Genomic DNA, 12871 nt, shown 5'->3' with positions numbered 1-12871 from the left:
TCGCCCTTTTGGCGCTTACACGGAAGCGCGAATGATCCGCGCCGCATCCAGCGCGAAGTACGTCAGCACGCCGTCCGCGCCCGCGCGCTTGAACGCGAGCAGCGCTTCCATCATGACCTTGTCGTGATCGATCCAGCCGTTCTGCGCGGCCGCCTTGATCATCGCGTACTCGCCGCTCACCTGATACGCGTACGTCGGGAAGCGGAACTCGTCCTTCACGCGCCGCACGATGTCGAGGTACGGCATGCCCGGCTTGACCATCACCATGTCCGCGCCTTCCTCGATGTCCATGCGCACTTCGCGCATCGCTTCGTCCGAGTTGGCCGGGTCCATCTGATACGCCATCTTGTTGCTCTTGCCGAGATTCGCTGCGGAACCGACGGCGTCACGGAACGGGCCGTAGAACGCCGACGCGTACTTCGCCGCATACGCCATGATGCGCGTGTGGATGTGGCTTTCGCTTTCGAGCATCTCGCGGATCGCGCCGATGCGCCCGTCCATCATGTCCGACGGCGCGACGATATCCACGCCCGCTTCAGCTTGGGTGCGCGCCTGCTCGACGAGAATTTCGCTCGTTTCGTCGTTCTTCACGTAGCCTTCTTCGTCGAGCACGCCGTCCTGGCCGTGGCTCGTGTACGGATCGAGCGCGACGTCGGTCAGCACGCCGAGCATCGGGAAGTTCTTCTTCAGCTCGCGCACGGCGCGCGGAATGAGACCGTCCGGATTCGTGGCTTCGCGGCCATCGGGCGTCTTGATCGACGGTTCGATCGCCGGGAACAGCGACAGCACCGGCACGCCAAGTTCGACGCATTGCTCGGCGACTTTCATCAGCAAATCGACGGACGTGCGCTCGACGCCGGGCATCGACGGCACGGCCTGCCGCACATTCGTACCTTCGACGATGAACACGGGATAGATGAGGTCGTTCGTCGTGAGGATGTTTTCGCGCATCAGACGGCGCGAGAAGTCATCGCGGCGCATCCGGCGCGGGCGATGGTGAGGATAGAAGCTCATATTTCGACTCGAATTTGGGTGGTCTTCAGGGGAGTTCGAAAACGTGTTCCGAGACGCCTAAACCCTTGCCGAACAAGCACTTGGCTGCGTCTGAAACCGCTTTGAGACAATGGTATATCATACCGATCGAGCGAGGCGCTTGCCGCCGGACTCCCCGCTTCTCCTCCCTGAGCGGGTGCCTGTCGTTATTCGATTAGGCTATTAACCCGCCGTTATGCGGCGGGTTTTTTTATGCCGGCGCGCACGCGCCGCGCTCACTCGGCTGCGTCTTCTGACGCGTTTTCGCCGGCTTCTTCCGGTATCAGCCAGCTTTCGATCTGTTCGTGAGCCTCGTCGATGCCGGTCCGTTTGAGCGCCGAAAAGAGCTGCGCCGTAAGTTCGCCGCGATAGCCCGCGTCTTTATATTCGGCGAAGGATTTCTTGGTCGCACGCAGAGCGTTCGTCATCTCCTGTCGCGTCAATTTGTCGCATTTGGTGAGCAGCGCGTGAATCGGTTTTCCGGTCGGCGCGAACCAGTCGATCATGATGCGATCGAGGTCGGTGAGCGGCCGGCGCGAATCCATCATCAGGATCATGCCGCACAGTTGCGCGCGGCTTTGCAGGTACGTCGAAAGCAGCCGCTGCCAATGTTCCTTCGCGGCGCCCGGCACTTCGGCGTAACCGTATCCGGGAAGGTCGACGAGATAGCCGACCGGCGCGGCTTCCGGACCGACGGAGAAGTAATTGATGTGCTGCGTGCGCCCCGGCGTTTTACTCGCGAAAGCAAGCCGCTTCTGATTGCAGAGGATGTTGATCGCCGTCGATTTACCGGCGTTCGAGCGCCCCGCAAAAGCGATTTCGGGTTGCGGCGTCGGCGGCAGATCGCGCAGATGGTTGACGGTCGTGAAGAAGCGGGATTGATGAAGCAGGAATGACATGGGCGGGTCCAATCGAAAGCGCTGCGAAAACCGAAGCCTTGAGAACCCGGCAAATACTGGGCATGCCCCGACTGGCGTCTTTGCGTATAGCGGGTTATTGTACAATACGACGGATTTTTAAAGATCAGCGGGCACGCAAGACCCAAGCCGCAGGCGGCACCCACAAGGAGCGAGACAGTTTTCAGAGGCATACTTTTGGGCCTCTTCGTTCAGCGAGTTCGGGTATCTTGCGGCGATGATCGGTCGCCGTCGTTTTTTTGCAGAACCTCACATTCTCACAAGACGAAAAACAGGGTACGCGAATGAACCGACTGTACAGGTCTCTGGTGGTGATTCGGGCAGCGGCGGCTTTCGGTGCAGGTTTGAGTGGTCTGGCGGTATCGATGTCAGTGAGTGCGGCGGAGCCCGCGCAACCGGCCAAGCCGGATGTGACGCGAGGCCAGGCTATCGCGACTCAGGTGTGCGCGGCGTGTCACGCGGCAGACGGCAACAGCGCCGGCGCGGCATTTCCGCGGCTCGCGGGGCAGCACGCCGAGTACATCGTCAAGCAGTTGAAGGATTACAAGACGCAGCCGGGTGCAAAGGCACCGGCGCGCAACAATCCGATCATGGCGGGCATCGCGGGCGCGCTATCGGATCAGGACATGGTGAACGTCGCGGCGTACTTCGCGTCGCAGAAGGCAAAGCCCAATTACGCGCGCGACAAGAACGACGTCGCGTTGGGCCAGAAGATCTACCGCGGCGGCATCGCGGACAAGGGCGTGCCGGCGTGTGCGGCGTGCCACGGCGCGACGGGCATGGGCATTCCGGTGCAGTATCCGCGGCTGTCGTGGCAGTGGGGCGATTACACAGTGGCGCAGTTGAACGCCTTCGCATCGGGACAACGCAACAACAGCGAGCCGATGCACCAGATTTCCTCGCGCCTGAACGAAGCGGAGATGAAGGCGGTCGCCGACTACATCGCCGGTTTGCATTGAACGCATAGCAGTCAGCGTCCAGCGGTTCTCCATGCAGAGACGGAGAATCGCCCATACTACGAAGCCGGTCCCGGACTATCCGAGAAGACCGGCGCGAAAACAAGAAAAGGGTGGGACGTCGGTCGACAAAGACCGCCAGCGTCTCCACCCTTTTTTGCTGTCCAGCCGGAGTTTGAATGAGCGTCACCACATCGGGTTTGCAGTCGAAGTCGAGCCGTCGGGCCATCAGGCATTTCGTCGAACTCGTCAGTTCGATGCGCTTCGCCATCGCATTGCTGGTCATTCTGGCGATCGCGAGCATCATCGGCACGGTGCTTACGCAGGACGATCCGTATCCGAACTACGTCAATCAATTCGGCCCGTTCTGGGCGGACATCTTCCGTGGCTTGAGCATCTACACCGTGTACAGCGCATGGTGGTTCATGCTGATCCTGATTTTCCTCGTGATCTCGGTGTCGCTGTGCGTGATCCGAAACAGCCCGAAGATGATCGCGGACATCAAGAGCTGGAAGGATCGCGTGCACGAAGGCGGCCTGCGCGCGTTCCATCACAAGGGCGAGTTCACGGTCACGGCCGATCGCGCGCAGACCGCCGCGACGCTCGAACGCCTGTCCGCGAAGATGGGCTACCGCTTCAAGACGCGCGAGACCGACAACGGCGCGACGCTCATCACCGCCAAGCGCGGCGCGATGACCAAGATCGGCTATATCTCGGCGCATCTGGCGATCGTCGTGATCTGTATCGGCGGTCTGCTGGACAGCAATCTGCCCATCAAGCTGCAGATGTGGATGTTCAACAAGACGCCGATCAACAGCAACGCCGTCATCAACGACATTCCGCGCGAGCATCGTCTTTCAACGTCGAATCCGACTTTCCGCGGCTACGCATGGGTGCCCGAAGGGCAGTTCGTCGGCACGGCGATACTGAATCAGCAAGACGGCTCGATCATTCAGGACCTGCCGTTCTCGATTCAGCTCAATAAGTTCATCGTCGATTACTACTCGACCGGCATGCCGAAGCTCTTCGCGAGCGATATCGTCGTGATCGATCACAAGACAGGCAAGCGCATTCCGGCGCGCATCGAAGTGAACAAGCCGTTCACGTATGACGGCATTTCGATCTATCAATCGAGCTTTCAGGACGGCGGCTCGAAACTCGAAATGACCGCCTGGCCGATGACCGGCGGCAGCGCGAAGACCGCGCCGTTCAGCGGGACGATCGGCGGCACGGCGCCCATCGGCGCGCAGTTCGCGGGCGCGCAGGGCGAGACGGTCGAGTTCACGGATTTCCGCGCGATCAACGTCGAGAACATGACCGACGGCAGCGGCGCGCCCGACGCGCGCGGCGTCGGCAAGAAGGAAACGCTGCGCGATGCATTCGACGAGCGCCTCGGCTCAGGCGCCAAAACGTCGAGACCGACGGATCTGCGCAATATCGGCCCGTCGGTGCAATACAAGGTGCGCGGCACGGACGGCCAGGCGCGCGAATACAGCAACTACATGGTGCCCGTGGACGTGAGCGGCCAGCGTATGTTCCTCGCGGGCATGCGCCTGAGCCCGAACGATCCGTTCCGCTATCTGCGCATTCCCGCCGACGATCAGGGCACCGTCAAACAGTGGATGGACCTGCGCGCCGCGCTCGCGACGCCGGCGACGCGCGCCGAAGCCGCGCATCGTTTCGCGTTGCGTTCGGTGCCGCAGGAAAACGGTGAACTGCAGAAACATCTGGAGGAAAGCGCCGTCCGCGTGCTGAATCTTTTCGCAGGCGCCGATGAAACCGGCAAGGCGACGACGAATCCGCAGATGATTGGCGGTTTCCAGAGCATCGCGATGTTTATCGACAAATCGGTGCCGAAGGGCGAGCAGGAGAAAGCCGCCGGCCTGCTGATGAGGATGCTCGAAGGCGCGATGTGGGACGTATGGCAGATTTCCCGAGAGCAAAACGGCCAGCCCGCGGCTAAAGTGGACGATAAGAACGCCGCGTTCGTGCAATCGTCCATCAACGCGCTTTCCGACAGCTTTCTGTACGGTTCGCCGGTCTTTCTGCAACTGGACAACTTCAGGCAGGTGCAAGCTTCGGTATTCCAGTTGACGCGCGCGCCGGGTAAAAATCTGGTGTATCTTGGCAGCCTTCTGCTGGTCGTCGGCATTTTCGCGATGTTTTACGTGCGCGAACGCCGGCTCTGGTTCTGGCTCAAAGATGCGGGCCAGGGCGGCGCGAGCGTGCTGATGGCGATGTCCACCGCCCGCCGCACGTTCGATTTCGAGAAAGAGTTCGTGCGTACGCGCGCGCAGATCGCAGCGGCGCTCGGCGTGAAGCCGGAAGTACCGGCCGATCCGTCCCCGGCGCAAAACGCGCACCGGCATTCGCAAACCGAGACCCCGAGCTCGGAAGTTTCAACACGGTAAGATCATGGACCTCACACAGACTTCCTCCCACGCCTCCGCCAAGACGGAACGTCCGGCATCGGGGCTTCCCGATGTCGCCGAGTTCGACGATCGTCCGTTCCTGCGCAGGCTCACGCTGATCGACTGGCTCTTCGCCCTCGCGATGGTCGCGGGCGCGGGTTTCGCGCTGAACCGCTATCACGCGTACATGGACGTGTACGACACGGCCGTGCTGGTCGGCGCCGTACCGACGTTCGTCGTGCTCGGCTGGCGCTGGAAACCGGTACGCCTGCTGATCGCGTTGATCGCGGTGTTGTCGCTTTTCTCGATCCAGCTCTATCAGCACGACCTCGCTCGCGCCGACACGAACTTCTTCCTCAAGTACTTCCTGTCGAGCCAGTCCGCGATCTTGTGGATGAGCGCGCTCTTCATCCTCGCGACGCTCTTCTACTGGATCGGCCTTGCGACGCGCTCGCAGACGGGCGGCGCGATCGGCTCGCGCATGACGTGGGTCGCGGTGCTGATGGGCTTCACCGGCCTGATGGTGCGCTGGTACGAGTCCTACATGATCGGCTCGGACGTCGGCCATATTCCGATTTCGAATCTGTACGAAGTCTTCGTGTTGTTCTGCCTCATCACGTCGCTGTTTTATCTCTACTACGAGCAGCATTACTCGACGCGCGCGATGGGCGCGTTCGTGCTGCTCGTCATCAGCGCGGCGGTCGGTTTCCTGATGTGGTATTCGATCGCGCGCGATGCACAGCAGATTCAGCCGCTCGTCCCCGCGCTGCAAAGCTGGTGGATGAAGATCCACGTTCCGGCGAACTTCATCGGCTATGGCAGCTTCGCGCTATCGGCGATGGTCTCCGTCGCGTATCTCGCGAAGCAGCGCGGTTTCATGGCGGACCGCCTTCCGTCGCTCGAAGTGCTCGACGACGTGATGTACAAGTCGATCGCCGTCGGCTTCGCGTTCTTCACCATCGCGACGATCCTCGGCGCGCTGTGGGCGGCGGAAGCGTGGGGCGGCTACTGGAGCTGGGATCCGAAGGAAACCTGGGCGCTGATCGTCTGGCTGAACTACGCCGCGTGGCTGCACATGCGCCTGATGAAAGGCCTGCGCGGCGCCGCCGCCGCATGGTGGGCGCTGACGGGCCTGATCGTCACGACCTTCGCGTTCCTCGGCGTCAACATGTTCCTTTCGGGCTTGCATAGTTACGGCAAGCTCTGATCGGCAGCGTCGAATCGAAAAAGACCGCCATGCGTGACGAGCGCTGGCGGTTTTTTTTCGTTTTGCGGTGGAATACTGGCATCCAATCTGCTGTTTTCTCCGTACAAGAATGAACGGAAGGAGTCACGCTTCATGTGGATCAAACAAGGCCGTAATCTGTACGGCGATGACATTGCGAGTCACGAAATCACGCCGCGCGACGTGTTCGAGAATCGCCGGCGCACGCTTCGTTCGCTCGGCGCGCTCGCCGCGACAGGACTCGCCGGCGCGAGCGGCCTCGCCCACGCGACGCTGACATCGCCCGACGCCAAAGGCCAGAAGCTGGCCGCGACGACCAACCCGAAGTTCGTCGCGCTCGACAAGCCGACGCCGTTCAAGGACATCACGAGCTACAACAACTTCTACGAGTTCGGCACCGACAAGGACGATCCCGCCGCCCACGCCGGCACGCTGCGTCCGCGGCCGTGGAAAGTGTCCGTCGAGGGCGCGATCAAGAATCCGAAGGTCTACGACATCGACGACATTCTCAAGCTCGCGCCGCTCGAGGAACGCGTGTACCGGCTGCGCTGCGTCGAAGGCTGGTCGATGGTGATTCCGTGGATCGGCGTGTCGTTGTCGGAGCTCATCAAGCGCGCCGAGCCGACGGGCAACGCGAAGTACGTGCAGTTCATCACGCTGGCCGATCCGTCGCAGATGCCGGGACTTTCGACGCCGATCCTCGAATGGCCGTATTCCGAAGGTCTGCGCATGGACGAGGCGATGAATCCGCTCACGCTGCTGACCGTCGGCTTGTACGGCGAAGTGCTGCCGAATCAGAACGGCGCGCCGGTGCGTGTCGTCGTGCCGTGGAAGTACGGTTTCAAGAGCGCGAAATCGCTGGTGAAAATCCGCTTTGTCGAGAAGCAGCCGCCAACGAGCTGGAATCTCTACGCGCCGAGCGAATACGGCTTCTTTTCGAACGTGAATCCGAATGTCGATCATCCGCGCTGGAGTCAGGCGACCGAGCGGCGCATCGGCGAGGACGGTTTCTTTCAGCCGAAACGCAAGACGCTCATGTTCAACGGCTACGGCGATCAGGTCGCGTCGATGTATGCCGGCATGGATCTGAAGAAGAACTTCTGAACGATGTCGTCCGCTTCCCAGATCAAAAGCGCGCGCGTCGCGACGGGACCGCGATGGATCGTTCCGGTCAAGATCGTCGTGTTCGTCGCGATGCTGTTTCCGCTCGCACGTCTCGTGCTGCTCGGCGCGACGGGCGGCCTGGGCGCGAATCCGATCGAATTCATCACGCGCTCGACCGGCCTCTGGACGCTCGTATATCTGTGCATCACGCTCGCGATCACGCCCGTGCGCCGCCTGACGGGCGTGACGGCGCTCGCGCGCTTTCGCCGGATGATCGGTCTCTTCGCGTTCTTCTTCGCCGCACTGCACTTCACGACGTACATCTGGTTCGACAAATGGTTCGATGTCGCCGCGATGCTGAAGGACATCGGCAAGCGGCCGTTCATCACGGTCGGTTTCGCGGCGTTCGTGCTGCTGATTCCGCTCGCGGTCACATCGCCGAAAGCGATGGTGCGCAAGCTCGGCCGTCGCTGGCAGACCTTGCATCGCGCGATCTATCTGATCGCCGCGCTCGCGATCCTGCATTTCTGGTGGATGAAGGCGGGCAAACACGATCTCGAACTGCCGAAGATCTACGGCTCGATCGTGATCGTGCTGCTCGGCTGGCGCGTGATCGCCTGGCTCAAAGCGCGACGCGCATGAAAAAAGCGATGCTCGTCAGGGCATCGCTTTTTCGTTCGAAGCGCGGCGCTTCAGTCCGGCAGAATCGATTCGCCGGCGAACAGCTGCTTCACTTCCTCACGCTCGCGCACGAGCCGCGCGCGTTCCCCATCGACCATGATTTCGGCGGCGCGCGGACGCGTGTTGTAGTTCGAGCTCATCACGAAGCCGTACGCGCCCGCCGAGCAGATCGCGAGCAGATCGCCGGGCGCGATGGACAGCTCGCGATCGCGTCCGAGCCAGTCGCCGCTTTCGCATACCGGACCGACGACATCGTATGTATGCGCTTTCTCGTCGCGCTTCACGACCGGCACGATGCGATGAAACGCCTCGTACATCGCGGGACGCGCGAGGTCGTTCATCGCGGCATCGACGATGGCGAAGTTCTTTTCCTCGCCCGGCTTCAGGAACTCGACGCGCGTCAGCAGCACGCCCGCGTTGCCGACGAGCGAGCGCCCCGGCTCGAAATACACTTCGCGCTGACCGTGGCCGCGCTTCTCGATGTGATCGAGCAGCGTCTTCACGAACACGCCGATATCGGGCGGCGTTTCGTCGTCGTAGGTGATGCCGAGACCGCCGCCGACATCGACGTGACGAATGCTCATGCCGTCCGCTTCGATCTGCTCGACGAGTTCGAGCAGCTTGTCGAGCGCGTCGAGATACGGGCTGATTTCGGTGATCTGCGAGCCGATATGGCAATCGATGCCGACGACATCGAGATTCGGCATGGCATGCGCTTGCGCGTACGTCGCGCGCGCATCGCTGAACGCGACGCCGAACTTGTTCGACTTGAGGCCGGTGGAGATGTACGGATGCGTTTTTGCATCGACGTCGGGATTCACGCGCAGCGAAACCGGCGCTTTCTTGCCGAGCGACTTCGCGACTTCGTTGAGCGCGTGCAACTCGGGAATCGACTCGACGTTGAAGCACTTGACGCCCGCTTCGAGCGCCTCGCGCATTTCGGCCACCGTCTTGCCGACGCCCGAAAACACCGTGTTCTCCGCCTTGCCGCCGGCCGCGAGCACGCGCGCGAGCTCGCCCGACGACACGATGTCGAAGCCCGCGCCCATGCGCGCGAACACGTTGAGCACCGCGAGATTGCTGTTCGCCTTCACCGCGACGTGCACCGTTGCCTTGCGGCCGGCGCAGGCATCGGCGTAAGCGTGATAGGCGCGCGTGAGGGCATCGCGCGAATAGACGTAGAGCGGCGTGCCGAACTGGTCCGCGAGCGACGCGGCTGAGACGCCTTCGACGTGCAACACGCCGTCGACGTAGTGGAATGCGGAATCACTCATGCGTGGAATCGAAAGTGCGCCACGAAGGCGTTAAGGCTCGAGGATCAGTAAGCGGACGACGCGGCTTTCGGCGCCGATGCACCATTGGGACTGGTTTTGAGATCGGTCTCGGGCGAAAGCGAGAGCGGCTGTCTCGATGCCGTTTCGCTGTCCGGAGCGACGTTCGAAGGCGGCGTATTCTGGAGGTCGTTGGGACGTTGCGGCAGCGGCGGCACTCTTGGCAGATACAGCGGACCGCGTTGCCCACAACCGCCGAGCGAGAGCGTTGCCGCGGCGCCGATGCTCAAAGCCGCTACAATCGCGCTCATCTTGAAAACGACTCGCATGACCGTCCCTATACGTTTAATCGATGGAGTTTAGCATGACAGACCAGGAATACCTGACGCTGGCGGAGGCCGCGCTGACGGCCATCGAGCGCTCGGTGGACAACGCCGAAGCGGACATCGAATTCGAGCGCAGCGGCAATGTGCTCACGCTGGAATTCGAGAATCGCACGAAGGTGATCGTCAACTTGCAGCCGCCGAAGCACGAAATCTGGCTCGCGGCGAAGGCGGGCGGATTCCACTACAAATACGTCGACGGCGCCTGGCGCGACACGCGCGACAACAGCGAATTCTTCGCGACGCTGAGCAAATATTCGAGCGAGCAGGCCGGCGAGCCGATCCGCTTCAAGGCATAAATCGAGGCGTAAAAAAAAACGAGCGGCCTTTCGGTCCGCTCGCTTTGCTTCGCAGGGGCCGGGTTACTGCCCCTTGAACAGATTCATGATGTCCTGTTTTTCCTGCTCGCCAACCTCGGGCGCGGGCGCAGTCACGCCTGACACGCCTTCCTGCGGCGGCGCCTGGCTCACACCGATCGTTGCGACGAAGCCGCGGCCCGGCGTCATGTCGTCGTAGTACAGCTCGTTGCCGAGCGACGTGATATCGGGCGGCATCATCGGCTTGTACTCGGGCACGCCCTTCAGCGCGCGGCCCATGTAATCCATCCACACCGGCAGCGCGAGACCGCCGCCCGTTTCCTTGTCGCCGAGGCTGCGGGGATTGTCATAGCCGATCCACGCGATCGCCACGAGCGTGCGCTGATAACCGGCGAACCACGCATCGCGCGAATCGTTCGTCGTGCCCGTCTTGCCGGCCAGATCGCCGCGCTTCAGTTGATTCGTCTTCGCGCCCGTGCCGTGCTGCGCGACGCTCTGCAACAGGCTGTTCATCACGAAAGCGTTGCGCGGCGTGATCGCGAGCGGCGCGCTTTGCTGCGCGACGAGCGGCTGCGGATGCGACACGACGCGCCCGTACGGATCGGTGATATCGGCGATCAGATACGGATTCACACGATATCCACCGTTCGCGAACACCGCGTAACCGGCTGCCATTTGCAGCGGTGTGACGAGGCCGGCGCCGAGCGCCATCGGCAGATAAGCGGGATGACGGTCCGCATCGAAGCCGAAGCGCGTGATGTACTGCTGCGCGTACTTCGTGCCGATATGACTCAGGATGCGGATCGACACCATGTTCTTCGAGCGCTGCAACGCGGAGCGCATGGTCATCGGGCCGTCGAAGCCGCCGCCGTAGTTCTTCGGCTCCCACGCCTGGCCGCCCGTCTCGGCGGCGCTGAAGAAAAGCGGTCCGTCGTTGATGATCGTCGCGGGCGAGAGACCCTTTTCGAGCGATGCCGAATAGATGAACGGCTTGAAGCTCGATCCCGGCTGGCGCCATGCCTGCGTGACGTGATTGAACTTGTTCTTGTTGAAGTCGAAGCCGCCGACGAGCGCACGGATCGCGCCGTCCTGCGGCACCATCGACACGAGCGCGCCTTCGACTTGCGGCAATTGCGTGATGATCCAGTCGCCGTCGTCGTCCTTCATGAGACGCACGATCGCGCCCGGACGAATGCGCGAGTTCGGCTGCGCGCGCGACGAGAGCGCGAACTGCACGAAACGCAGATCGTTGCCGCTGATGGTTGCCGTGTTGCCGTCGATGAAGCTCGCCTTCACTTCCTTCGGACTCGCCGACGTCACGACCGCCGCGACGATCTCGCCGTTGTCGGGATGCTCGGCGAGCGCATCGTCGATGGCCTGCTCGCGGTCATCCGCGTTCGCCGGCAGATCGATGTAACCTTCCGGCCCGCGATAGCCGTGCCGGTGCTCGTAATCCATCAGGCCCTTGCGCACCGCGCGATACGCGGCGTCCTGGTCGGCGGAATCGATCGTCGTCACGACATTCAGGCCGCGCGTGTACGCTTCTTCGCGGTATTGCGCGTACAGCATCTGACGCACCATTTCCGCGACGTACTCGGCGTGCACGCTGAATTCGCGGCCCTGTCCCTTCACGACGAGCGGCTGCTGCACGGCCTGCTCGTACTCAGCCTGCGTGATGAAGTTCAGCTCGCGCATGCGTTGCAGGATGTACTCCTGCCGCACCTTCGCGCGCTTCGGATTGACGACCGGGTTGTACGCCGAGGGCGCTTTCGGCAGACCCGCGAGCATCGCCGCCTCGGCGAGCGAGACGTCCTTCAGATCCTTGCCGAAATAGACCCGCGCCGCGCTCGCGAAACCATACGCGCGCTGCCCGAGATAGATCTGATTCATATAGACCTCCAGAATCTGATCCTTCGTCAACGCGCGCTCGATCTTGTACGCGAGCAGCATTTCATAAATCTTGCGCGTGTAGGTCTTCTCGCTCGACAGGAAGAAATTGCGCGCGACCTGCATCGTGATCGTGCTCGCGCCTTGCGACGCGTGGCCGTTGGTCAGGGCGACCGAGCCCGCGCGCAGAATGCCGGTGAGATCGACGCCGCCGTGATCGTAAAAGCGCGCGTCTTCGATGGCGAGCACGGCTTTTTTCAGATGATCGGGCACGTCCTGAATGCGCACGACACTGCGGCGCTCTTCGCCGAATTCGCCGATCAGAACGTGATCGGCCGTGTAGATGCGCAGCGGCACCTTCGGCTTGTAATCGGTGAGCGCTTCGAGCGACGGCAGGTTCGGCATCGCAACGACGAGCGCGTAGCCGAGCACCAGACCCGCGCAGACGACGAGCGCGAAAACGCTGACGAACAATCCGAGCATGAGCCTCGCCCACCATGGGCGTTTGGCTTTTTTCGGCTTCTCGGGCGGCGTGGACGGCGGGTTGGACGGGGAAGAGGATTGCATAGCACCACCAAAAACAGTCACGCGATTATAGCTGCCCGGGTTTCGGACTTTTCTTGACGCACACGGCGCACGCTGCCGCCGTGTGCGCCTGCACACGCGTCTGCCGTTGTCTTCAAGATA

Annotated in this window: 11 protein-coding genes; 6 read left to right on the top strand and 5 right to left on the bottom strand. The window is 62.1% G+C overall.

The features are described from left to right. Positions 1–15 precede the first annotated feature (15 nt). Together hemB and yihA are read right to left on the bottom strand one after the other, a co-directional pair. Positions 16–1014 carry a porphobilinogen synthase gene (hemB, locus tag NCT05_RS15410; RefSeq protein WP_250502670.1) on the bottom strand — a complete coding sequence of 333 codons (999 nt, stop codon included), beginning with the start codon at positions 1012–1014 and terminating at the stop codon, positions 16–18. A 254-nt stretch (positions 1015–1268) separates the two neighbouring features. Further along, entirely contained in the window at positions 1269–1931 is a 663-nt protein-coding gene (gene yihA / locus NCT05_RS15405) for a ribosome biogenesis GTP-binding protein YihA/YsxC (protein ID WP_008344055.1), read from the bottom strand. A gap of 302 nt (positions 1932–2233) precedes the next feature. On the opposite strand from yihA, the gene NCT05_RS15400 reads away from it, so the two are divergent. The 5 genes from NCT05_RS15400 to msrQ all read left to right on the top strand — a co-directional run bounded on the left by NCT05_RS15400 (position 2234) and on the right by msrQ (position 8287). Further along, the gene (locus NCT05_RS15400; RefSeq protein WP_175983043.1) at positions 2234–2908 is read left to right on the top strand and encodes a c-type cytochrome; all 675 of its coding nucleotides are present in this window, start codon (positions 2234–2236) and stop codon (positions 2906–2908) included. A gap of 176 nt (positions 2909–3084) precedes the next feature. After that, positions 3085–5316 carry a cytochrome c biogenesis protein ResB gene (locus NCT05_RS15395; RefSeq protein WP_250440244.1) on the top strand — a complete coding sequence of 744 codons (2232 nt, stop codon included), beginning with the start codon at positions 3085–3087 and terminating at the stop codon, positions 5314–5316. A 4-nt stretch (positions 5317–5320) separates the two neighbouring features. After that, complete coding sequence (ccsB, locus tag NCT05_RS15390) at positions 5321–6523, top strand: c-type cytochrome biogenesis protein CcsB (RefSeq protein WP_008344060.1); 1203 nt, start codon at positions 5321–5323, stop codon at positions 6521–6523. Between the two features lie 132 nt (positions 6524–6655). Continuing rightward, entirely contained in the window at positions 6656–7645 is a 990-nt protein-coding gene (msrP, locus tag NCT05_RS15385) for a protein-methionine-sulfoxide reductase catalytic subunit MsrP (protein ID WP_175983045.1), read from the top strand. A gap of 3 nt (positions 7646–7648) precedes the next feature. Then, positions 7649–8287, top strand: a complete 639-nt coding sequence (gene msrQ / locus NCT05_RS15380; RefSeq protein ID WP_250502669.1) for a protein-methionine-sulfoxide reductase heme-binding subunit MsrQ — start codon at positions 7649–7651, stop codon at positions 8285–8287. A gap of 50 nt (positions 8288–8337) precedes the next feature. Here msrQ and lysA read toward each other — a convergent pair whose 3' ends face one another. Then, a complete protein-coding gene (lysA, locus tag NCT05_RS15375; protein WP_008344066.1) occupies positions 8338–9600 on the bottom strand; it encodes a diaminopimelate decarboxylase in 1263 nt (420 codons plus the stop codon). 44 nt (positions 9601–9644) lie between these two features. After that, entirely contained in the window at positions 9645–9926 is a 282-nt protein-coding gene (lptM, locus tag NCT05_RS15370) for an LPS translocon maturation chaperone LptM (protein ID WP_008344068.1), read from the bottom strand. 35 nt (positions 9927–9961) lie between these two features. Here lptM and cyaY point away from each other — a divergent pair, with 35 nt between their 5' ends. After that, positions 9962–10279, top strand: a complete 318-nt coding sequence (gene cyaY / locus NCT05_RS15365; protein ID WP_008344070.1) for an iron donor protein CyaY — start codon at positions 9962–9964, stop codon at positions 10277–10279. A gap of 63 nt (positions 10280–10342) precedes the next feature. Here cyaY and NCT05_RS15360 read toward each other — a convergent pair whose 3' ends face one another. Continuing rightward, positions 10343–12751 carry a penicillin-binding protein 1A gene (locus tag NCT05_RS15360; RefSeq protein ID WP_250502668.1) on the bottom strand — a complete coding sequence of 803 codons (2409 nt, stop codon included), beginning with the start codon at positions 12749–12751 and terminating at the stop codon, positions 10343–10345. Between the last annotated feature and the right edge of the window lie 120 nt (positions 12752–12871).

This window comes from Caballeronia sp. AZ7_KS35, assembly GCF_023631045.1.
In the GTDB taxonomy this organism is placed as follows: domain Bacteria; phylum Pseudomonadota; class Gammaproteobacteria; order Burkholderiales; family Burkholderiaceae; genus Caballeronia; species Caballeronia zhejiangensis.
This window is presented reverse-complemented; position numbering and strand designations above follow the sequence as displayed.

What these genes read in the sequence shown, in the direction of transcription:
- ccsB (WP_008344060.1), top strand. Translation starts at nt 5,321, where the DNA reads ATGGACCTCACACAGACTTCCTCCCACGCCTCCGCCAAGACGGAACGT.
- cyaY (WP_008344070.1), top strand. Translation starts at nt 9,962, where the DNA reads ATGACAGACCAGGAATACCTGACGCTGGCGGAGGCCGCGCTGACGGCC.
- msrQ (WP_250502669.1), top strand. Translation starts at nt 7,649, where the DNA reads ATGTCGTCCGCTTCCCAGATCAAAAGCGCGCGCGTCGCGACGGGACCG.
- NCT05_RS15360 (WP_250502668.1), bottom strand. Translation starts at nt 12,751, where the DNA reads ATGCAATCCTCTTCCCCGTCCAACCCGCCGTCCACGCCGCCCGAGAAG.
- msrP (WP_175983045.1), top strand. Translation starts at nt 6,656, where the DNA reads ATGTGGATCAAACAAGGCCGTAATCTGTACGGCGATGACATTGCGAGT.
- lptM (WP_008344068.1), bottom strand. Translation starts at nt 9,926, where the DNA reads ATGCGAGTCGTTTTCAAGATGAGCGCGATTGTAGCGGCTTTGAGCATC.
- yihA (WP_008344055.1), bottom strand. Translation starts at nt 1,931, where the DNA reads ATGTCATTCCTGCTTCATCAATCCCGCTTCTTCACGACCGTCAACCAT.
- NCT05_RS15400 (WP_175983043.1), top strand. Translation starts at nt 2,234, where the DNA reads ATGAACCGACTGTACAGGTCTCTGGTGGTGATTCGGGCAGCGGCGGCT.
- hemB (WP_250502670.1), bottom strand. Translation starts at nt 1,014, where the DNA reads ATGAGCTTCTATCCTCACCATCGCCCGCGCCGGATGCGCCGCGATGAC.
- lysA (WP_008344066.1), bottom strand. Translation starts at nt 9,600, where the DNA reads ATGAGTGATTCCGCATTCCACTACGTCGACGGCGTGTTGCACGTCGAA.
- NCT05_RS15395 (WP_250440244.1), top strand. Translation starts at nt 3,085, where the DNA reads ATGAGCGTCACCACATCGGGTTTGCAGTCGAAGTCGAGCCGTCGGGCC.